The organism is Alloiococcus sp. CFN-8, from assembly GCF_049943125.1.
In the GTDB taxonomy this organism is placed as follows: Bacteria; Bacillota; Clostridia; order Clostridiales; family Clostridiaceae; genus JAEXZL01.
The window spans coordinates 308,679-331,467 of sequence record NZ_CP188040.1 but is presented as its reverse complement, the minus strand read 5'-3'; the positions used below and the strand labels follow the sequence as shown (position 1 = coordinate 331,467).

At 35.3% G+C, this 22,789-nt stretch carries 18 protein-coding genes and 1 pseudogene; all 19 read left to right on the top strand.

The window, feature by feature from the left end; genetic code table 11:
- Nucleotides 1-55: 55 nt before the first annotated feature.
- Nucleotides 56-1,033 (top strand): carbohydrate ABC transporter permease, encoded by a 978-nt coding sequence (locus ACPWSR_RS01610; RefSeq protein WP_426349950.1) that lies wholly within the window; start codon nt 56-58, stop codon nt 1,031-1,033.
- Nucleotides 1,034-1,035: 2 nt separating this feature from the next.
- Entirely contained in the window at nt 1,036-1,875 is an 840-nt protein-coding gene (locus ACPWSR_RS01605; protein ID WP_426349949.1) for a carbohydrate ABC transporter permease, read from the top strand.
- A gap of 18 nt (nt 1,876-1,893) precedes the next feature.
- Complete coding sequence (locus ACPWSR_RS01600; protein WP_426349948.1) at nt 1,894-2,529, top strand: YesL family protein; 636 nt, start codon at nt 1,894-1,896, stop codon at nt 2,527-2,529.
- Nucleotides 2,516-3,049, top strand: coding sequence for a hypothetical protein (locus ACPWSR_RS01595; RefSeq protein WP_426349947.1), 534 nt, complete (start codon nt 2,516-2,518; stop codon nt 3,047-3,049). The genes ACPWSR_RS01600 and ACPWSR_RS01595 overlap by 14 nt, the downstream gene beginning before the upstream one ends.
- Before the next feature lie 26 nt (nt 3,050-3,075).
- On the top strand, nt 3,076-5,232 hold the full coding sequence (locus ACPWSR_RS01590; RefSeq protein WP_426349946.1) for a glycoside hydrolase family 3 C-terminal domain-containing protein: 2,157 nt from the start codon (nt 3,076-3,078) through the stop codon (nt 5,230-5,232).
- A 236-nt stretch (nt 5,233-5,468) separates the two neighbouring features.
- Entirely contained in the window at nt 5,469-6,383 is a 915-nt protein-coding gene (locus tag ACPWSR_RS01585; RefSeq protein WP_426349945.1) for a DMT family transporter, read from the top strand.
- 955 nt (nt 6,384-7,338) lie between these two features.
- On the top strand, nt 7,339-8,373 hold the full coding sequence (locus tag ACPWSR_RS01580; RefSeq protein ID WP_426349944.1) for a hypothetical protein: 1,035 nt from the start codon (nt 7,339-7,341) through the stop codon (nt 8,371-8,373).
- A 20-nt stretch (nt 8,374-8,393) separates the two neighbouring features.
- Nucleotides 8,394-9,866, top strand: coding sequence for a hypothetical protein (locus ACPWSR_RS01575; protein ID WP_426349943.1), 1,473 nt, complete (start codon nt 8,394-8,396; stop codon nt 9,864-9,866).
- A gap of 362 nt (nt 9,867-10,228) precedes the next feature.
- Nucleotides 10,229-10,867 carry a DUF4004 family protein gene (locus ACPWSR_RS01570; RefSeq protein ID WP_426349942.1) on the top strand — a complete coding sequence of 213 codons (639 nt, stop codon included), beginning with the start codon at nt 10,229-10,231 and terminating at the stop codon, nt 10,865-10,867.
- Nucleotides 10,864-11,664: a polymer-forming cytoskeletal protein gene (locus ACPWSR_RS01565; RefSeq protein WP_426349941.1), complete on the top strand. Its 801-nt coding sequence runs from the start codon at nt 10,864-10,866 to the stop codon at nt 11,662-11,664. Before ACPWSR_RS01570 ends, ACPWSR_RS01565 begins: the two co-directional genes overlap by 4 nt.
- A gap of 13 nt (nt 11,665-11,677) precedes the next feature.
- Nucleotides 11,678-11,845, top strand: a complete 168-nt coding sequence (locus ACPWSR_RS01560; protein WP_426349940.1) for a hypothetical protein — start codon at nt 11,678-11,680, stop codon at nt 11,843-11,845.
- Nucleotides 11,846-12,030: 185 nt separating this feature from the next.
- On the top strand, nt 12,031-13,443 hold the full coding sequence (locus ACPWSR_RS01555) for a YfcC family protein (protein WP_426349939.1): 1,413 nt from the start codon (nt 12,031-12,033) through the stop codon (nt 13,441-13,443).
- 51 nt (nt 13,444-13,494) lie between these two features.
- Nucleotides 13,495-14,603: pseudogene (locus tag ACPWSR_RS01550) on the top strand (M20 metallopeptidase family protein).
- Between the two features lie 124 nt (nt 14,604-14,727).
- Nucleotides 14,728-16,077: a phosphoglucosamine mutase gene (gene glmM / locus ACPWSR_RS01545; RefSeq protein ID WP_426349938.1), complete on the top strand. Its 1,350-nt coding sequence runs from the start codon at nt 14,728-14,730 to the stop codon at nt 16,075-16,077.
- A gap of 531 nt (nt 16,078-16,608) precedes the next feature.
- Nucleotides 16,609-17,817, top strand: a complete 1,209-nt coding sequence (locus ACPWSR_RS01540; RefSeq protein ID WP_426349937.1) for an NAD(P)-dependent oxidoreductase — start codon at nt 16,609-16,611, stop codon at nt 17,815-17,817.
- A 160-nt stretch (nt 17,818-17,977) separates the two neighbouring features.
- Nucleotides 17,978-18,988 carry a LacI family DNA-binding transcriptional regulator gene (locus ACPWSR_RS01535; RefSeq protein WP_426349936.1) on the top strand — a complete coding sequence of 337 codons (1,011 nt, stop codon included), beginning with the start codon at nt 17,978-17,980 and terminating at the stop codon, nt 18,986-18,988.
- Between the two features lie 51 nt (nt 18,989-19,039).
- Nucleotides 19,040-20,023, top strand: coding sequence for a galactose-1-phosphate uridylyltransferase (gene galT, locus ACPWSR_RS01530; RefSeq protein ID WP_426349935.1), 984 nt, complete (start codon nt 19,040-19,042; stop codon nt 20,021-20,023).
- Nucleotides 20,024-20,038: 15 nt separating this feature from the next.
- A complete protein-coding gene (locus ACPWSR_RS01525; protein ID WP_426349934.1) occupies nt 20,039-21,208 on the top strand; it encodes a galactokinase in 1,170 nt (389 codons plus the stop codon).
- A 258-nt stretch (nt 21,209-21,466) separates the two neighbouring features.
- Nucleotides 21,467-22,312: a sensor domain-containing diguanylate cyclase gene (locus tag ACPWSR_RS01520; RefSeq protein ID WP_426349933.1), complete on the top strand. Its 846-nt coding sequence runs from the start codon at nt 21,467-21,469 to the stop codon at nt 22,310-22,312.
- Nucleotides 22,313-22,789 lie beyond the last annotated feature (477 nt).

Here is a 22,789-nt window from a genome sequence, read left to right as displayed (position 1 = left end):
ATGGATTGCCTCTTTTTTTAAAAGGATACTGATCCTGAGCTTAGAGGAGGTCATTATGAAAAAGAATAAGTTTTCCTACGCGAGATATGGATATATATTTAGTGCTCCCTTTGTGATCACTTTTTGTGTTTTTACACTATATCCAGTTATATATACTGCTATAATAGGATTCACGGATTTTGCTGGGCTTGGAAGGACAACATTTAATTTTCTGCCAAACCCATTGGAAAATTTCAAGTTGATCATTAACAACATTACTTTCCAGAAGGCACTGGCCAATACCTTCCTGTTATGGACTATGAATTTTATTCCTCAGATATTACTAGCCCTTGTTCTTGCAGCGTGGTTTTCAGGTACTCTGTTTAAAGTGAAAGGACAGGGTTTTTTTAAAGTTGTATTCTATATGCCAAATATTATAACAGCAGCTACCGTAGCAATATTATTCGGAGCTCTTTTTGGCTATCCTATGGGTCCAATTAATGATCTTGTTGTGAGGTTCGGTCTTGCAGATGGTCCAATTCAGTTTATGCAGCAAAAATGGGTTGCTAGGGGAGTTCTTGCCTTTATTCAGTTCTGGATGTGGTACGGGTACACTATGATAGTATTGATTTCTGGTATTCTGGGCTTAGATCCTACAATGTTTGAATCGGCAGGTCTTGATGGAGCCACAGGTTGGCAAAAGTTCAGATTTATTACACTGCCAAATCTCAGACCAATCCTAATTTATACACTTATTACAAGTCTTATAGGTGGTCTTCAGATGTTTGATATTCCAAAGCTTCTTGTTGTTCAGAGTGGTCCGGATAACGCAACGTTAACATCCAGTGTATTTATATACAATCAAGCCTTTAGCGGAAGTTATATGTATAACCGAGCTGCGGCTGCAAGTATGATTATGTTTATAATAATTAGTATTTTCTCTGCAATTGTATTCTTCCTTATGAGAGATAGATATGCAATAAGACAAAGAAAGCTTCAGAAGCAAGCTGAGAAGCAAAAAAATATAGAGCTTAAGGCAGAAGGGGGGGTTTAAAGATGAAGCAAAAAACTTCGAGAGTGTTGATGATTTTTGTATATGTAGTATGCTCCATTCTGGCTATTTTAAGCATCATGCCATTCGTTATCATGGTGGTTAATTCCACAAGAAGTACAACAGAAATACAAAGACATGCAGTATCATTAATCCCCTCAACACATTTATTTAAGAATTTCGCTATATTAACCGGTAAAAGCTTTAATCCTATGACGGGTTTTATAAACTCTATGATTGTTTCTACTGGTGCTACGATTTGTGCAGTGTATTTCTCAACCCTGACAGCCTATGCTCTTGTGGTATATCAGTGGAAGTGGAGACAACCTTTCTTCACATTTATTATGGCAGTTCTGATGATTCCGACGCAGATGATTACTATTGGTTTCTATCAGTTTATGTATAAAATCCAGCTTACAAACAGCTTTCTTCCTCTGATTTTGCCAGCAATTGCAGCACCAACGACGGTGTTCTTTATGAGACAATTTATGCTTTCATCACTCCCCTTGGAGATTGTTGATGCTGGTAGAATTGATGGCTCTAAAGAATTTTATACCTTCAATCGTATTGTTCTTCCAATTATGAAGCCAGCTATTGCTACCCAGGCGATTTTTAGCTTTGTTAGCAGCTGGAACAACCTGTTTCTACCGTTGATTTTATTAACTAGGCAGGATAAGTATACGATGCCTATTATGATCAGCCTTTTGAAGGGTGATATTTATAAAACGGAATACGGTGCTATTTATATTGGACTAACTCTCACAGTTTTGCCGTTATTCATTATTTATTTCTTATTGTCAAAATATATTATTGCCGGTGTTGCATTGGGCAGTGTGAAGGGGTAAGCCATGGAAGCCTTCAATATGGATAATATACTCTTTCGAACCATTGGCAAGCTTGTGGATCTGATATGGGTGAATATCCTGACTCTGGTTTGTGCACTACCTATTATAACGGCAGGTGCTTCTTTCACAGCCATGAATGCAGTGCTGATTAAGATGGCAGCAGATGATTCCTACAGCATCACTAGAGACTTTTTCCAAAGCTTTCGGGAAAGTTTTAAACAGGCGACAAAGGTATGGGGATGTATTTTGGTCATCCTCCTGATATGCTTGTATAACTTTTATCTGTGGCAAGGGGGAGCAATGGATAATTACGGTGATTTGAAAATAGTTTCCGGAGTTGCAATTGCAGCTGCTGTTTCTTTTACATTCATGGTAATGAATTATATGTTTTTTTTGTTTGTAAGGTACGAAAACGGTATTGGACAGACAGTGAAAAATGCAGTGATGCTATCCTTTGCATTTTTTCCGAAAAGCGTTGGAATAGTGATTATGATGGTTTCCCCCGTGGTATTAATGCTGTTATCAGATTACTTTTTCTGGTTTTGGTTTCTCTACGGATTTGCATATCCAGGATACCTTATAGCTAAAGTAATGCTCAGCATATTTCATAAGACAGAACAAATGAAAGGAAACATTAAGAATGAACTGGAATAAATTTAAAAGCATGTCCATATTCCAGAAAACTCAATGGATAATACAATATTACGGGCTGACTCTGGTAATTATGGTGATTGTTCTTTTTGTGGGGGCTGTTTTTGTTAAGTCTGTTTTTGGGTCTGAAAATGAATATGCAATCCGCGTCATGATATTAGATGACTATTTATCTAAAGAGACATCTAATAGGTTTAGGAGTGATCTAAAGATTGCCCTTGAGGGAGAATGTGATATCTCATCCTATATGGAAAGCGATATTGACCAGAAGCAAGCGTTTACTGTTCGCCTGCTGGCAGATGAGCTTGATATAGTCATTGCGCCGAAGCAGGAGATGGAAGAATTGCAGCAGAATGGATATCTGAAAAGAATGGAAGAAATTCATCAGGATTCTTTTTATTATTCAGTTACCCGAGACAAAGAAGCTCAGTTTGATTCTGAAATGTATGTTGGTGAAACTGTAAAAAGTAAAAATAGCAGCAACATTGATGCTGTAATTAGTTATATACAAATGAGGCGATGAAAATTTTAAAATAAAGGAGAGAAGCTATGCAGCTAAGAGATAATAAAGAGCAGATTAATGAATATAAAAAACGTGCCAAAGACCTTGTAGGGAAGATGACCCTGGTGGAAAAAGTGTTCCAGATGCTTCATGATGCTCCAGCCATTGAGAGGCTGGGTATTCCAGCTTACAATTGGTGGAATGAGGGACTTCATGGTGTCGCAAGAGCTGGTGTGGCTACAATGTTTCCTCAGGCTATAGCTTTGGCTGCTGCTTTCGATGAGGATATGATGGAAACCTTGGGTGATGCTATAGCTACTGAGGCCCGGGCTAAATTTAATATACAGCAGGAATATGGGGATCATGATATTTATAAGGGATTGACCATGTGGTCGCCAAACATTAATATCTTTCGTGACCCTAGATGGGGAAGAGGTCATGAGACCTATGGAGAAGATCCATACCTTACTTCAAGGCTTGGCGTAAGATATGTTGAGGGTATGCAGGGGAAAGATCCAAATTATCTTAAGGTTGCTGCCTGTGCTAAGCATTTTGCAGTTCATTCTGGTCCAGAGGAGCTGCGCCACGAGTTTGATGCAAGAGTGACACAGCAGGATTTATATGAAACCTATTTACCGGCTTTTCAATCGCTAGTACAGGAGGCTGGAGTAGAGTCAGTAATGGGGGCTTATAACCGAGTGAATGGTGAGCCTTGTAATGGAAGCAAAACACTCTTAAAGGATATTCTCAGGGATAAATGGGGCTTTGACGGACATGTAGTCACAGACTGTTGGGCTATAAAAGATTTCTACGAGGGGCATCATGTTACTTCTGGTCCCATTGATTCTGTAGCACTGGCGGTATCTGCTGGCTGTGATGTGAACTGCGGTACTCTTTTTGTCTACCTGGTACAGGCAGTGGAAGAGGGGCTCATATCAGAGGACATAATTACACAGGCCTGTGAAAGGCTCTTTACTACTCGTATGAAGCTGGGAATTTTTGATGATAAAAAACAGGTTCCATTTAATCAGATTCCTTATTCTGTGGTAGATAGTGATGAAATGAAGAAGCTGAACCTGGAGATTGCAGAGAAAACTCTAGTGCTTCTTAAGAATAAAGACAATATGCTTCCTCTGAAGAAGGAAGAGATCAGGACAATAGGCGTGATAGGTCCTAATGCCAATAATCGTAGGGCTTTACAAGGAAATTATGAGGGGACAGCATCACGCTATGTAACAGTACTTGAAGGAATTCAGGATTACCTTGGTGAGGATGTACGAGTTCTCTATTCTGAAGGCTGTCACCTGTATAAGAAGAAAGTATCAGCGCTTGCACGAGATAACGATAGGATTTCCGAGGTTAAAGCAGTCTGCAATGAGAGCGATGTGATTATTGCCTGCCTTGGATTGGATGCTGATCTAGAGGGGGAAGAGGGGGATACAGGAAACGAGTTTGCCAGTGGAGATAAACCGAACTTGAGCCTTCCTGGACTGCAGCAGGAGCTGCTGGAAACTATATATAGCTGTGGAAAGCCAGTAGTACTTGTGCTACTATCTGGTAGTGCTCTGGCGGTGAGCTGGGCAGATGAACATATCCCTGCTATTATTCAAGGATGGTATCCTGGTAGTCAGGGTGGTACAGCAATTGCTAGAACACTATTTGGAGATTCTGTGCCTGAGGGCAAGCTTCCCGTAACCTTCTATAGAACTACAGAGGAGCTTCCTGAGTTCACTGATTACTCTATGAAAAATAGAACTTATCGATATATGAATACATTGCCACTATATCCTTTTGGATATGGGCTGTCCTATACAGATTATGAAATATCCCAGGTGCAGGTGTCTAACGAGAGCATCACTGAAGAGGGAATAAAGGTAAGCTGTCATGTGAAGAATTCAGGAAAATATGCTGGAAGAACAACAGTTCAGGCATATGTGAAAGCAGAACAAGATGGTACACCAAATCCACAGCTTAAGGGAATGAAAAAACTTGAGCTACAGCCTGGGGAAGTGAAGGAAGTTAGTATTTTTCTGCCTTTATCAGCATTTTCCTTATGTAATGAGGATGGAATAAGAAAGGTAGAGAAAGGCACATACACAATCTACATCGGCGAATCACAGCCCGATGCTAGAAGCAGGGAACTGACAGGTAAAGAACCTATAAATATAGTTGTGAAATGCAATGAGACTATTGACTGCTCATAGTAGATTAGAAATCATTGTACTCAGATATGTGATTAAGAATTAAGAAGACTGCACCGCTTTGGTGTGGTCTTTTTCATTCTTATATAGGAATGTTCATAATAAAAGTGGACATACCTCTGGGATAAAAATATAATTAATTTGAAGATATGATATCATTATTTATGCTGCATAAGTTAATCTATAAATATGGCATATATAGAGATGAAGAATTCGAAGTAATAGCTGGGGGTGTTTTAATGGATAAAAATATATTTAGTAAAAAGCCTTTTCCTTTAATTTTTAGTATAATAAGCTGTATATTATGGGGAAGTGCTTTTCCGGTGCTTAAGATAAGCTATGCAGAATTAAGGTTTGCGTCAGGAGATGTACTGGGACGCATTGCCTTGGGAGGACTAAGGTTCTTTTTAGCTTCCTTAGTACTTTTATTGTTTACGGCGCTTGTGGCCAAGGAATCCTTAAAGCTTAAGAAAAAGGATTTAGCAAGGCTTTTTATTTTGGGATTAGTGCAGACAGGCCTTATGTATATTCTTTTTTATAATGGGGTAGCAAATACTACGGGTATAAAGTCTTCAATTATACAGGGACTTGAAACCTTCTTTACTATAATATTAGCGCATTTTATATACAAGAATGATAAGATAAACGGCAGCAAAGCTATAGGAATAATTTTTGGTTTTACCGGCATCATTTTAACTAACTGGAGTGGAGATTTCACAGGAGGCATTACTTTATATGGGGAAGGTTTTTTGATGATTTCTTCTCTCATCGGTGCTCTATGTGCCATCTATGTTAAAAAGCTAAGTGTAGAAATTTCACCTTTACTTATAACTTCCTATCAATTACTTTTTGGCTCATTGCTGATGTTAGGGATAGGAGCTCCCAGGATGGTATATCTTGTAGAAAGCTTTACTCCCTTAGCAGCAGGGTTGCTTGTATATTCTGCATTATTATCTTCTGTAGCCTTTGCTCTATGGTTTACACTTTTAAAATACAATAAAGCAGGAGAGATAAGTGTATATAGATTTATAATACCAGTGTCTGGAGCAGTACTTTCAGCAATTTTTATTCCATCGGAGACTTTTACTATAAATATAGCTATATCCGTTGCTTTGGTGGCGTTTGGGATTGGAATTGTTAATTATAGGAGATAGAGATAGAGATAGAGAATAGAGAATAGAGAATAGAGAAAAGGTAAGAAGTAGGAAGTAAGAACTAAGATGTAAGAGAGAAAAGCAAAAAGCAGGTAAGAGGTAAGAAGTAAGAGTATAAAAGATTGTGTGAGAGAAAAAATATAATATACTACCAATAACTAAAATAATTAGGTTAAGAGATGTTAATGACATTGGAAGAGTCTAAAATTAGTATTATTAATATAAAATATATATAATGATATACACCATATATAGCAATAAATGCATATACTATTATAAGAATGGCATTAGGGAAGTGAGTTCAATTAAGTGTCCTTCAAAATTTTAGTAAAGTTAAGATAGTATCTCTAATCTTGCAAAGATATAATACAAAGGTGATAAAAAGTAGTCAGAAATATCTTATATAGAGATTATAAACAAGCATTCTGTACAGAACTGATTAATTTTTTAATCTGCTTTGTCTGATATGAAAAATATTTAATAGGATAGATTTAGTTGAGCCATATTAATTATTTAGAATATGAGATATATTTATATTTGTGAAGGGCTACCTATGTTTGGAGATATAATCAAGATTTAAGTGATTAAAAGCAGCGATTTGATAACCTACAAGTTACATATGGAATCTATTATTTTAAACTAAGGAGTTTTCGCTAAGAAATATTGTTGTGAAATAAGAATATATTTGTTAGTGATAACTTTTTTTGTGGTTATTAGTATTTTATTATATAGAATCAAGTGTTGGTATTGTGAGAGAACAGGGGTTGATTTTAATGCATATGATATATGCAAAAAATTAGAAGTTTAAATAAGTATTATTCAGAAGCTACTTAATGTAATTAAGTAGTCTTAATTGTAAAGAACATATAGATGTATTTGTATGACAATAATGTTTTATATTTTACTAACTTCCAATATGTGGTATAATGAAAAAAAAGTATTTTGGGGGATTAGTATGGAAATTGTCATGCAAACAATAAGAATTATAGATTATGAAAATAATGTTGTTTATGTAAGGGAAACTCCGGAAACGTTTTCTGATTATGTAAGGCAACTGATTACTTACGTAAATAGCAATACTTCTATTCGTGAATATAAGACGCGTTCAGCAAACACCGAAGTAATAAATTGTGTTATAGATATTGTTAAAAATCAGATTGATTCTGAAATTGTAACGGAGAAGATAGATTACATAGCACATCGACTATTATTAAAAGAACGTGAAGCTCAAAATAAAGTTGCTCATATGGATATAAACGTTCAAAAAGGAAGTCTAATTCAAGCCCTCTTATATGATGTAGAAAATGATAAGTATACTTATTTGCTAGCGAAGGTTGAACATACAGATTTTGTAGATGAATCAGATTTTAGCTTTAAATCGGGCTTTTCCAAGGATATGAAAAAACTTTGGAAGTCTTGTGTTTTTGAGATAGAAGATATAGCAGCAACTACTTTTTCAGCTAATATATATTCGAATACTGTTGCTAAGTATTGGTTTGATGATTTTTTAGAATTAGACCAAGTTGTGAGTGACGAAGTAAATACTGAGAAAGCATTTCGTGCGATTGAAAGTGCTTTAAATAGAAATATAAAAAATATTGCCCCTAGAGACCATCTTTTACTTAGAAATTCTCTGATACATTATTTTAAAACCAATGATTACATAGATTACGATACTATGGTACAAAGTACATTGGGGAATTATAATCCAGTAGAATTAGAGCAAGAAAAAATGGAGAAAATTATAGATAAAATAAAGGAATTACCCGAAAAACATAAGTTTGATAAGCAATTTAGTGTGGTATCATCATTAATAAATGCAAGAATAAGAAAAGTCTATGATGTCTGCCAAGGGATTCAACTAAAAATCACAGATGCGATAGATAATATTGATGAGACTATTAAGGCTTATAGAGATAGAGATGGGAACAGATATATTAAAATAAAAACAGATAATGATTTGACATTTAAGAAATTTTTGCATGAATAATATTATTAGGAGGTGCTAGTATGCTTACAGAGTTAATAAACACAGCAGTAATAAAAGATATTGTTACTTCTGAAAGAATGAAAGTATATGAAACCTCGTTTTATTTTGATATCGAAAATGCACCGGAATATAATTATTTTTCCAACATAATAGAAAATATCCCTCAGAGAGATAAAATAAAGATAACTTTACAAGATGATAGTGAAAGAGTTTTTGATGCCTCAGGTTCGTTAGTAAGTGAAGAAGCATATAAAGAATTTATAGAAAATACACTTGAAGATGAAGTAATTATTGTAAGAATAAGAATAGATAAGGAAGTAAAAGAAAATCATTTTTCAATTTATTCGTTTGATGATTTTGTAAAAGATATTTTATCTTTATCAATAGAAGATGTAATGAGTGCGTTTTCAAATTTATTAAAACAATCTTCAACTTTTTTGATTTTCGATGTATACAGTCCCATACCCATGTTTGCTACTAAAACAATGTTTTTTGTGACACAAGGAAATGAAGTTATAACTCCAGATTTTAGTAGAATACAAAGGATTGAAGACTGCAAAGAAGTATCGTATTTTTATAATTTTGATACTTACGAAGTGTTACCAGATGATTTTAAAATCACTATTGATTATAAAAATAATCCGTTAAGCGAGATATTTCAAAAATTATCAGTATTGCTTTCGATCAGTTTCATTGCAACATCAGCTACTATAAGTGGAACTCAATTAAAAGGAGTTATTAACGGACAGCGAACTTTGGAATATTGTTGCGATATAAAGAACTTACCTAATAACAAGATATTATATGGAATATATAATTGGATTTATACTGGTGGAAGTGCTATTGATAAGGCAATAATAGCCCGAAATGTTATCAGTTTACATTGTAAGTATGTTTCTATAATTGAAATGGACGAAAAAGTAATAGCTTCAATACAATCTAATTATAATCTGTATTTAAAAGATAATGTTAAGGAATATTTGGAATTGAAAAATAAAGTTGCTGAATTTATAAGCGATATTGTATCTAAAACTGGAGAATATGCAACAGGATTACTAGATAAATTTAAATCTAACTTATTTGCAATTTTTGGGTTTATGTTCACAGTTATTTTAGCTAACATTGTTTCTAGTCAACCCTTAAATAATGTTTTTACAAGAGAAATAACTATTTTAATAGAGTGCGTTTTAATTGGATCTTTTGTGTATTTGATTATCTGTTATTTTCAGTCACGTTATGAAATTCAAAAGGTTATTGATAGTTATGAACAGCTAAAACGGAACTATAATGAAATTTTGACAGAAGATGATTTGCTAGAGATATTCAGAAATGATGAGATAATGGAAGGTATGAAAAAGACAATTAGAAAATCAAAAAAGATATATTTGGGAATTTGGATGGTTTTTTTGATAGGAATGTTTATTGTAATAGAAGCAGTAAGTTTCAGTCCCAATTATCAATATATATGGAATTTCATAAAAGGTATTTTTTGATGATTTTGGCATTTTTGAAGATATTGGTGATTTTAAAGGAGCAAGTAACGTAGTTATTTTTTTTCTTAATGATAAGATGAGCGTTATTGAGGGTTGCCGCTATTCATTCGATACAATTATAGATTTAAAAATAATTGAAGGGTTATTGAATAATAAATAAAAAGTTTTTAGTTAATAGTATTTTATTATCCAGTAGAGGTGAATCTACTGGATTTTTTTATTTGATATTATATATATATTGATGAGATCCACGGGTGCAAACTGAAGGTTAAAAATATGATATGTATAATTTTAGAAAATTGGTAAAAAATATATTTACAACGAAACAATGTTATGTTACGATGTATTCATGGAGGGGTTATATGGAAGAAAAGTTAATATCTAAAAAAGAATTGTTGGAGATGACGGATATATCCTATGGTCAGTTATATAGATGGAAACGAAAAAATATAATTCCAGAGGAATGGTTTATAAAAAAATCCTCCTATACAGGGCAGGAGACCTTTTTTCCAAGGGATAAGATATTGGAAAGAATCAATAAAATTAAAGCGTTGAAGGATGACCAGTCCTTAGATGAGCTGGCGGAACAGTTTTCCTTGAAGCCAGCAGAAATATTGTTGAATAGAGATGAACTTCTTAAGAGTAACATTGTTTCAGATCCTGTTCTTAGTTTGTATGAGAGAAACTTTGGAAGTAATGAAAGTTATGATTTTGAGGTTATAATGGAGCTTCATCTCCTGGATAGTATTATTAAAACCGGTGATATCAGCTTTGATGAAGGTATCAAAATAATAAATACCTATAAGGCAGCTAAGGGTAAAAAAGAGGAAAAGCCTTTAAGGTTAATTTATCTAAGGAAGTATGGTATAGGAGTAACCTTATTTGGAGCTATGCCCTTTAACTTTATAGTTGAGGATGAAGCTAAGGTAGTAATAGATATTGAAATGGCAGGTAAAATTGAAAGCTTAAAAACTAAATTATTAAATAGGGAGGCAGAATGATGGAAGGCAGAGGTTTTGAAAATAGAGGAGATTTAAAGATATCTGGATCAGGGAGTGTGGGAGGTGGAAGCTATAACAATGTCAAAATCAGTGGAGCAGGGAAGGTTACTGGGAGTATAGACTGTAGGCAGTTAACTATAAGTGGAGCCGGTAGAATTCAGGGGGAGGTAAAGGCTGAAGATATATCTATAAGTGGATCGGGAAAGATAGAAGGTGCAACTTATTGTCAGGAGGTTTCCATTAGTGGAGCAGGTAATTTTTTAGGTGATCTTCAGTGTAAGTCTATATCAACCTCAGGTTCCTGTAAAATTGATGGCGGGTTAAAGGGCGAAGAAGTGTCCATATCAGGATCCATAGCTATAGCAAAAAAGATAGAAGCAGATATTATTAAGCTTTCAGGTATAATCACAGCCTTTGGGCTGGAAGGTGAACGCTTCTATGGTGATGGGATATTTAAGATAGAAGAGCTTTTAAATGCAGATAAAATTGATATAGCCATAAGGGGTAGGTGTGAAGCTAAGGAAATTGGCGGTGAGGAAATAACCATTAAAACAGGTCGTAATAATATAGGTGGATTTTTGCAGAGTCTTTTTAGCTTTGGTTATGACGAAGGAAGCTTAAGAGCAGAGGTTATTGAAGGGGATGTGTTATATCTTGAAAATACCACTGCAAAGATGGTACGAGGAGATAAGGTTATAATCGGACCAGGCTGTACCATAGAAAATTTAGAGTATAAGACCTCTCTCGAGGTAAGTGAGAAGAGCAGGGTAAAGAATCAAGTTCGTTTAGGAGAATAAAGGAGGAGAATTTATGAGAGATAAGGAAAGAAGAGGAAAGATTACTAGGGATTATTCTTGGGAATTGCCAAAGAGGGTTAGAGGAGAAAAAGATATTTTCAACGAAGGAAGAGAAGCCTGTGATTTAAGGGCAGAGGATTATATAGTGAATTATGGAAGAGTATTTAATGAATTTAGATAAATAGTTATTTTATAATTAATAAGCCTAAGGAAAGTGTATAAATATACATACTTCGCTAGGCTTATTCAATTTTTATTTTGATTATGCGCTTTTAACTATATTTACTATTGATAATGAATTATAATTATGCAATAATATAAAAGCTATTTCAACTAATGATAAAAATATGTAGAAGGGTGATAGGTGTGAACAAAAACAAAGAGAAAAAATCCTTTAAGGTACCACATACTTTTGTAATAATATTTGGTATCTTGGTTTTAATTACTATTCTTACTTGGATAATACCAGGCGGAGAATACGATAGAGTTGTTAATTCATCAGGAAGGACAGTGGTTGACGCTGATTCCTTTAAATATATAGCAAGTAATCCTCAGGGTCTTTTGGATCTTTTGATGGCTCCTTTAAAGGGCTTTGTGGAAAAGGCTGATGTAGCAGCATTTATTCTTGTAGTAGGTGGAACCTTTGGAATAATTCAGCAAACAGGTGCCATTAATGCGGGTATATTAAAGGTTGTTAAAAGATTTAAGGGAAGAGAAATATTAATTATTCCTATAGTAATCTGCATCTTCTCCTTAGGTGGAGCGGTAATTGGTATGGCAGAGGAAACAATACCATTTGCTGCGATATTTGTGCCTCTGGCTCTGGGTCTAGGATATGACTCTATTACTGGTATGGCTATGGTGTTTGTGGGTGCTACTGTAGGTTTTTCCTCTGCTATGCTGAACCCATTTACCGTAGGTATTGCTAAGGGTATAGCAGAGATGCCTATGAAGGCAGGAATGGGCTATAGGACTGTTGTTTGGCTTATTTTTACTGCTGTGGCAGCAGTATATCTTATGTTATATGCTAAAAAGGTAAGGAATAATCCTGAAAGCAGTATAATGTTTGAAGAAGATGAGAAGAGAAGACAGGAGCTACATTTAACCACAGAGGAAGAAGAAAAGGAAATTACACTAAGGCAGAAGCTAGTGCTGGTAGCTCTATTTTTAAGCATGGGCTTAATAGTATTTGGTGTTCTAAGGTATGAATGGTATATAAATGAGATAGCTGGCATATTTATAGGACTGGGAATAATAGCTGGTATATTAAATAAAATGTCTGCTAATGATATTGCAGAAAACTTTATTACTGGAGCAAAGGATTTGGCAGGAGCAGCGATGATAGTAGGACTTGCCAGTGGTATAGTTATCCTTTGTAATGAGGCACATATTATGGATACTATACTCTATGGACTCTCTAGAATAATAGAACCTCTACCACATCTTTTATCAGGCTATGTAATGCTAATAGTTCAGTCAGTTATCAATTTCTTTGTAGGATCAGGTACTGGACAAGCCGCTCTTACTATACCTATAATGGTTCCTCTTGGAGAGCTGGTAGATATAAGTAGAGAAGCAACAATATTAATATACCAGTTTGGTAATGGCTTTACTGACTTAATAATACCTACCTCAGGAACTCTCATTGCAACCTTAGGTATAACTAAGATACCTTTTGCAAAATGGGGAAAGTGGATATTGAAATTTTTAATTCTTATATTTATTCTGCAGCTGCTATTTATTACACCGGCGCTGCTGTTCCCAGGGCTTTTAAGCTAGAATATATTTGCTAATTAAGCTGTGGAACGTTTTACAGAAGGAGATATTAATATGGAAATAAAGCAAGCTATTGAAAATAGACTAGAAGAGATAAAGGCCCTAAGGCTTAAGCTTAATGAAAATGCAGAGCTTGCCTTTCAGGAATTTAAGACTCAAAGAATTCTAGAGGAAGTATTAGAAAAGGAAGGAATAAAAAGTAAGCGCTGTGCTGGCACAGGGATTATAGCACTTCTAAATGAAGGAGAGGAAGCTATTGCTGTAAGAGCTGATATGGATGCTCTTCCTATAAATGGTGTTAGCCATCTTTGTGGACATGATTACCACATGGGTATAGCTCTTGGTACTATGATGGTCCTTAAAGATATTGGCTATGATGGCTGTGTAAAGTTCTTATTCCAACCAGCAGAGGAGGATCAGGGGGAGCTCTTCCAATGATAAGGGAGGGGGCACTCTTAGAGCCAAAGGTAACGGAGGCCATAGGCTATCATGTATGGCCAGGATTGGAAATAGGAAAAATCCAGGTGGAAGCTGGCCCTTCTATGGGTTCTGTGGATGACTTTATAATTACTATTAAGGGTGTAGGTGGTCATGCGGCTATGCCTCATCAATGTAAAAATCCAATTTACCCAGCCATGGAAATAATTCAAGGAGTTAACATAAAGTCCAGGAGTCAGATAGATCCTCAGAATGAGCATGTTATTACCTTTACAGCTATAAATGGTGGAAAGGCAACTAATGTTATACCAAAGGATATAGTGCTTATGGGTACCGTAAGAACCTTTGATGAAGCTTTAAGATATAAGCTAGCAGAAATGATAAAGGCTACAGCTGTCAATGCTGCGGAGAACTATGGCTGCAGCGCTGAGGTTGACTATGTATTTGGTTATCCTCCTGTAATAAGTGAGCCTAAGGTAACAGAGAGATTCATAAAGATAACAAAGGAGTTATTAGGAGAAGAAAATGTACTTCCTATAGATAAGACCTTTGGTGCTGATGATTTTGCATTTTTTGCTTTAGAGGTTCCTTCAGTGCATTTTAGATTGGGAGTTACTGGCGAATTAAAAGGCAAGCATCCTCTTCACTCACCATACTTTGATGTAGAGGATGACACATTGTTTTATGGAATATATTCCCTGGTAAATTATATAATAAATAGATAGGGTTTAAGAGTATAATCAACAGGGGAATGGGGGTTATGCTCTTATTACATTGTTTATATTTATAAAATATATTATAATTGTTGTTAGTAATACAGGAAAATTGAAAGTAGAAAGGGAAGATATTATGGGAAGAATGTTTGGCACTGACGGTGTTAGAGGAGTGGCAAATACAGAACTCACTGCAGGTATTGCCTATTCATTAGGAAGAGCAGGGGCTTTTGTATTAACAGAGGGCACTCATAAACCAAGGATTTTAGTAGGAAGAGATACGAGAATATCTGGAGATATGCTAGAAGCAGCACTAATCTCAGGAATATTATCAGTAGGAGCTGAAGCTGTATCTCTTGGAGTTATACCTACTCCTGCAATTGCATATTTAGTAAAGGAATATGGTGCCGATGCCGGTGTAATGATTTCTGCCTCTCACAATCCTGTGGAGTTTAATGGAATAAAGTTTTTTGATAATAGAGGATTAAAGCTTTCCGATGAGCTGGAGGATGAGATACAAAAGGTTATAGAAGAGGACTTTAAAAATGTCCCTAATCCTGTAGGCAGTAATATAGGAAGAACGGTAAAGGAAGCCACTGCTCTTGAGGATTATAAGGATTTTGCCAAGGAAACCATAGGAGCTGATTTAAAAGGTCTTAAGATAGCTCTAGACTGTGCTAATGGAGCAAGCTATCAGGTTGCTGTTGAAGCTTTCAGAGAATTAGGTGCTGAGGTTGTTGTTATAAATGATAATCCAGATGGAGTAAATATAAATGAAAACTGTGGATCCACTCATCCTGAAGAGCTTATGGATTACGTGGTAAGAAAAAAATGTCATATGGGCTTTGCCTTTGATGGAGATGCAGACCGATGTCTTGCTGTAGATGAAACAGGTAAGCTAATAAATGGTGATTATATACTGCTTATCTGTGCCAAATATCTAAGAGATCATGGAAGGCTTAAGGATAATACCCTTGTGGTGACTGTTATGAGTAACCTAGGACTTGATATAGCCTGCGATAAGGATGATATCAAGAGAATTAAAACAAAGGTTGGAGACAGATATGTTCTAGAAGAAATGCTTAAGAATAATTACAAGCTTGGAGGAGAACAATCCGGTCATATAATCTTCCTAGACTTTAATACCACTGGAGATGGATTAGTTACAGCTCTTCAGCTGGCTTCTATAGTAAAGAAAAGCAAAAAGACCTTATCAGAGCTTGCTGCTTGTATGACAGAGCTTCCTCAGGTTTTGGTCAATGCTAAGGTTCCTAATAATAAAAAGGACATCCATATAGCTGATGAGGAAATAGCAGCAGAAATAAGAGAGATTGAAGAAAAAATGCAGGGAAGAGGTCGTGTTCTTATAAGACCTTCTGGTACTGAGCCTTTAGTAAGAGTAATGCTTGAAGGCGAAGACCAGGCAGCAATAGAGGAAATTGCAAATAAACTTGCTAAGCATATTGAAGAGAAAGCTAATAAATAAGCCTTATAGATAGAAATAAAAGGAGCTAATGCACTATGGACTGGTATATGTCTTGTGCCTTGGCTCCTTTTAGTAATTTTATACATCTTTTTCCTCCTAAGCTTATTAGTAGATTTTTGAATTGGATTGAATAAATGCAGCATACTATTATTTGAGACTTTAAATAGTGAAAAGAATTAAAGAACCGTGATAATAGCATCGAGAGTTTTGGTTTATAAAGCATAATAAGTTTATTTTTAGATTGTTATAATTTTGATAATGCTCTTCTGTATAAAATGGTATATGTTGCCTAGATTTATATATATTGAAGTATATAGTGGAAGATATATAAAAATAAGGAATGGGTTAAACAATGCTTCTTGAAATACTTGGGAGAATTAGTACTATAAGATAGTGTTTTGCTAAATTATTAATAGTTTGATTATTTAGTACTTTCTAATACTTTGTTTATTAAATAACATAACTTTAAAAGTATATGTATATGATGTTATAATGTATACCGTTATATTAATAAAGGAGAAGATTGAGAATATGAAACAATTGGTAGTAGAAGCGGATAGATGTTTAAGGTGCAAGAACCCTAGGTGCAAAAATAACTGTCCTATAAGCACATCTATTCCAGAGGTTATTGAAGAATTTAGTAAAGGACAGATAGCTAAGGCTGGAGAGATATTATTTAAGAATAATCCATTATCTTTAGTCTGTGCAATTGTATGTCCTCATGAAAGCCAATGTCTTGGTAATTGCATTAAAGGAATTAAATCTGAGCCTGTTAGGTTTTGTGATATAGAAAAGCACGTATCAAAATATTATTTAGAAAATATAAAGCTGGATAAAGAAGCTGACAAAGAGGAAAGGGTTGCTATAGTTGGAGGAGGTCCAGCGGGTATAACAATTGCTTTTATACTGGCACAGAAGGGCTATAAGGTTACTATATTTGATACTCACGATAAGATAGGTGGAGTTTTAAGATATGGGATTCCTGAATTTAGGCTTCCAAAAAGCATATTAGAGCATTATGAAGCTAGGCTTATAGAGCTTGGGGTTAAAATAAGACCTAATACATTAATTGGTCCAGTACTAACCTTAGATAAGTTATTTTATGATGGCTATAAGGCGATATTCATAGGTACTGGTGTTTGGAATCCAAAAACCTTAAATATAAAAGGAGAAAGCCTAGGCAATGTTCATTATGCTATAGATTACTTAAAAGCTCCTGAGGTATATAAATTAGGAGATAGATTGGGTATTATAGGTGCTGGGGATGTTGCTATGGATGCGGCTAGAACGGCAAAAAGAAATGGGGTTAAAGAGGTTACTATCCTTTATAGAAAGGGTATGGATGAAATAACAGCTACTAAGGCTGAGCTTCAGGGAGCCCTTGATGAAGGTGTAAAATTTGAGCTGTTTAAGTCACCACTGGAGCTTACAGAAGAAGGTATAATATATGAAGCTACAAATAATCCTGAGGGAGAAGAGGCAGAAACAGGATTATTCAGCTGTGATTCTATCATAATATCTGTTAGTCAGTCTCCCAAAAATAACATTGTAGCAAATACTACTGGTTTAAATACAGATAAGTGGGGACTGTTATTAACTGATGATAAGGGTCACACCACAAGAGAAGGAGTCTTTGCTTCCGGTGATGTAGTTACTGGAGCCAAAACTGTAGTTCAGGCTGCTGCTCATGCAAAGGTAGTTGCTGAAGCTATGGAAGAATATATATTGAGAAATAAATAATAAAATATGGTTTTAAGGACATCCAAAAGCTGTTGTAATTGGGTGTCCTTTTTGTTGATTATGTAGAAGATGTAAAAGTTTTTACAAGCTATTGAAATCATTAGAACTATTTATTATAATGTTATAGAAAAGGTTTTCTATAACCGAGGAGCTGATGATTATGGCAACTATAAATGATGTAGCTAGAGAAGCTGGAGTCTCTATTACTACCGTTTCAAGAGTAATTAATAATAATTATCCAGTTAAAATCTCTACGAAAATGAAGGTGGAAGCTGCAATAAAAAAACTGAATTTTAAGCCTAATCCCTTAGCCAGAGGACTCATAACAGGAAGGAGTCAGATTATTGGTGTAATTGTACCAAGTATCACCAACTGGTTTTTTTCTTCTATTGTGGAGGATTTACAAAGAAAGCTCATTGAGGAGAACTATCATGTTCAGCTCTCCACCACTGATGGTAATTTTGAAGTGGAACAGGAATATATTAAGGAGCTTCTGGAAAGAAAGGTAGATGGACTTATTCTTATTGACCCATCTTTAGATAATATTAAATCTGGCTACCTTACAGCTCTTTCAGAACAGCTACCACTTATTATAATAGGTTCGCATGATCCTAAGGTTCAGCTAGAAATTGAAGGCATTTTTTACGATGAAAGAAATGGTATGGAAAAAGCCTTAGAATGCTTTGTTAACCAGGGGAAGAAGAGAATTGCTCTTTTAAGAGGACAGAGATCTCACTCCTTGGATATTAGAGAAGCTATTTATAGCGATATACTGAAAGCATATGATATAGGCTACCATAAGGTTATTAGGGTTAAGAAGGGTAACAACCTGAAGGTTGTTAGTGAGATAGAGAAAATAGCTCTGAAGATGGTGAGAAGCAACGAGGAGCTACCTGATGCTGTGATAGCCTGTAATGACCTCATGGCCTCTGCTCTTATTTCTGCTTTGAGAAACAACAATGTTCATGTGCCCAAGGATATGGGGGTTATTGGCTATGATAATACTCCCTTGAGCTATATAAGCTCTCCAGGAATAACTACCGTGGACTTAGGTACAGAAGCATTAGGTGAACAGGCAGCTGAGCTCCTATTAAATAAGATGTTCTCTAAAATTGATGGAGATAACAGAATTATATTAGATACAAGGCTTGTTTTAAGAGAAAGCACATAAAATATTGCAATTATAAAGCTTATGAGAAATTAATTTAGGAGGAATTAAAAAATGGCTGAATTAAGATGGAATCCATTATTACAGGATTGGACTATAGTAGCATCTCACAGACAGAATAGACCACAGATGCCAAAGGATTGGTGCCCTTTTTGTCCGGGCTCAGGAAAGGTGCCTGATGATTATGAGGTGCATAAGTATGACAATGATTTCCCAGCATTATCCCAAGAGCCGCCAGTACCAGATGCCGTAGGCTCTGAATTTTATAAAAGTGCAGAGGCCTATGGAAAATGTGAGGTTATTCTTTATTCTCCAGAGCATAATAAATCACTTTCACAGCTTCCAAAGGAACATATAAGAAAGCTTGTGGATTTGTGGTGCGAAAGATTTGAGGAGCTTTCTAAGGATGAGAAGATAAAATTTATCTTCCTCTTTGAGAATAGGGGGGAAGAGGTTGGTGTAACCATGCCTCATCCCCATGGGCAGATTTATGGTTATTCAAAGATGCCTTTAAAGCTTCAAACAGAGCTCAATTCCAGCAGAGATTTTTATAAAGCTAACTGTCAGTGTCTGATATGCAGGATGAATAAGGAGGAGGAAAGCTTTAAGGAAAGAATAATAATGGAAAATGAGGATTTTATGGCATATCTTCCTTATTTCACTGACTATCCTTATGGAATATTTATTACTAGCAAGCAGCATAGAAATAAGATAATCGATTTTAGCAGCAGAGAGAAGGACAGCTTTGCTGAGATTCTACAGGCTGTAACGGGAACCTTTGATTCATTATTCGATAAACCCTTCCCTTATATGATGAATATACACCAGGGTCCTGTTAATTCTCCTGAATATGAAGGCCATGAGGATTATTATCACTTCCATGTGGAGTTTTATCCACCTTTAAGGTCTAAGGAAAAGATTAAGTATTATGCTTCCTCAGAAATGGGTGCCTGGGCAGCCTGCAATCCAGCTTCTGTGGAGGATACAGCTATGGAGCTTAGAGAAGCCTATAAAAGATATCTAAATAAAAATAAATAATAAGGAGACTACATTATGGAAGGGAAGAAGGTATTAGAGAGTTTTAAAACCCTTTATGGAGCCGAGGGGGATATTAGGCTTTTTCATTCTCCAGGAAGAATTAATCTTATAGGGGAGCATATTGATTACAACGGTGGCTATGTTTTTCCCTGTGCTTTAGAGTTTGGTACCTTTGGCGTAGTGAGAGCAAGAGAAGATAAGGTAGTGAACCTAGCCTCCACTGATTTTGATCTTCGGGTAACTACCACCTTAGATGATTTACAATATAGAAAAGAAGACGATTGGGCTAACTATCCTAAGGGTGTAATAAAAATTATGCACGATCAGGGATATTCTGTTGGTGGTATGGATATCTTAGTTTCAGGAAATATACCTAATGGAGCAGGATTATCCTCTTCAGCATCCTTAGAACTATTAACAGCGGTAATGGTTGAGAAGCTGTTTAATAATGGAAGCCTTCCTAGGGTTGACCTGGTAAAATTATGCCAAAAAGCAGAAAATGAATATGTAGGAGTTAACTGTGGGATAATGGATCAGTTCGCTATAGGAATGGGAAAAAAGGATAGAGCCATTCTACTGGACTGTGATACTCTAAATTATGATTATGTATCAGCGGATTTAAAGGGTTATACTTTGGTAATCATGAACACCAATAAAAGAAGAGCCTTAAATGAATCAAAGTACAATGAGAGAAGAACGGAATGTGATGAAGCTCTAGAGGCTTTAAAGAAATATAAGGATATTACTAGCCTCTGTCAATTAACCCCAGAGGAATTTGAAGAGGCTAAGGATAAGCTAACTAAGGATAACATTTCAAAGAGAGCTGAGCATGCGGTATATGAAAATCACAGAGTCAAGAAAGCTATTGAAGCTCTTAATAGCGGAGATATCCATAGCTTTGGTGAGCTTTTGACAGCTTCGCACAATTCCCTAAGAGATCTATATGAAGTAACTGGGGAAGCATTGGATTCTATAGTTTCGGAGGCTTTAAAGGCACCAGGCTGTATAGGTGCTAGAATGACGGGAGCTGGCTTTGGTGGTTGTGCCATAGCTCTTGTAGATAAGAAGGAGATTGATTCCTTTATGGATTCAGTTAAAAAAGGTTATTTAAATAGGACAGGACTTAAGGCAGATTTTTATTTCAGTGGTATCGGTGAGGGTACAGAAGAAATAAGTCTTAAGTAAAAGGGAATAGGTTGGCAAACTTTTATAGTTTACCAACCTATTTTTGTGATAAAATATAATAATTGGAATATTAAAAGTATTACAATGTATGGAAAAATTAACCGATAATTATAATTAGTTAAATTTATTAAAAGGGGAGTTGTAGAGTATAAAGATATGGGGAAATATATTGGGGTCTTAATTGGTATTTTATTGGGGATTTCTATAGCAGGTATAATATACTTAATAACTATTTATATATACAAAGAGCGCTGTAGGATGGAGAAGGAGAATAAATTTATTTATAAATCAATATTAGAGGGTAGAAAATCTGTATGTTATTACTATGATCTAGAAGAAAAAAGATTTCTCTATCTTTCACCTGCGATAGAAAAGGTATTAGGCTGGAACAGAGATATGATATATAAGAATTTTTCATACCTTTTAGAAGCTGTACATCCTGAGGACTTGTGGAGGCTAGAAAAAAACATAGTAGGTGATATAGATTTTACTAAGCCCAGCATATTAAGATATAAAAATTCCAAGGGAGATTACATATGGACAGAGGATGATATATCCCCTGTGTACAAGAATAATAAGCTCATAGCTCTTACGGGGTGTTTAAGTGATATCTCCTGGAGAAAGAACCTGGAGGAGATTATTACCTATAAGGATAACTACGATGCTCTTACAGGAGTATATAATAGGCAGTATTTTCAGTGGTGGTTTGAAAGGCTTCATAAGGATAAGAATTCTAGAATAGCCTTAATCATATGTGAGCTTACAGGGATGAAAAGCAGCAATAATAACCTAGGGCTCCATAAGGGTAATAATATTATCAAAAACACCGCTGAATTTCTTAAAAGCTATTCTGGAGAAGAGGGTATGCTTTTTAGAATAGGAGGAGATGAATTTGCTCTTATTTATTTAGATATAGATAGTGATAGGGTGAATGAAATTATAGATTCTATTAAAGCCCAAATAGAAAGCTATAAAGGAGAATACAACATACCGGCTGCGGTTGATATAATAATTGCCCACAGCTACTCTTTGAGCTCCTTGGGAATAATGGATAAATTGATGGAGTCTGTAACTAACATGATTAATGAGTATAAAGCATTATAAAAATCCAAATAGAATAATTATAATTTTATTGCAGTCTTTGATAAGACTGCAATTTTGTTTTATGTAATTTTATTCCTTTTTTATTTTTTAATTCCGTTGCAAAAGCCCACATTAAATACTATACTAATATAGTGATATTAATCTAATAAGGTCTCAATTAATGGGCATAACAGGATTAAATTTAATACAAGAGGGAGGGTAGAGGTTAACAGAATAAAAGCGCCAGGACTAAGGTGGAGAAAAGGAATCTCCTTTTCCGGACACAATGCTTTAATAGAAGAATAAGGAAGCATTGTATCCTACAAAGGAGAAAGCGACCATGCCAAATCGAAGATTTGGAATGTCTGCTTTAGTTGACGAGGATGGGGAGAATCGAATCTTCGGCGGGTGCCCCACGGTATCGCACTACCGTTAACGGCTGATAAAACCGGAAAGTGATTTCCGTTAATAAGATCAGCCAGGTGTTAAAGCCTTCAA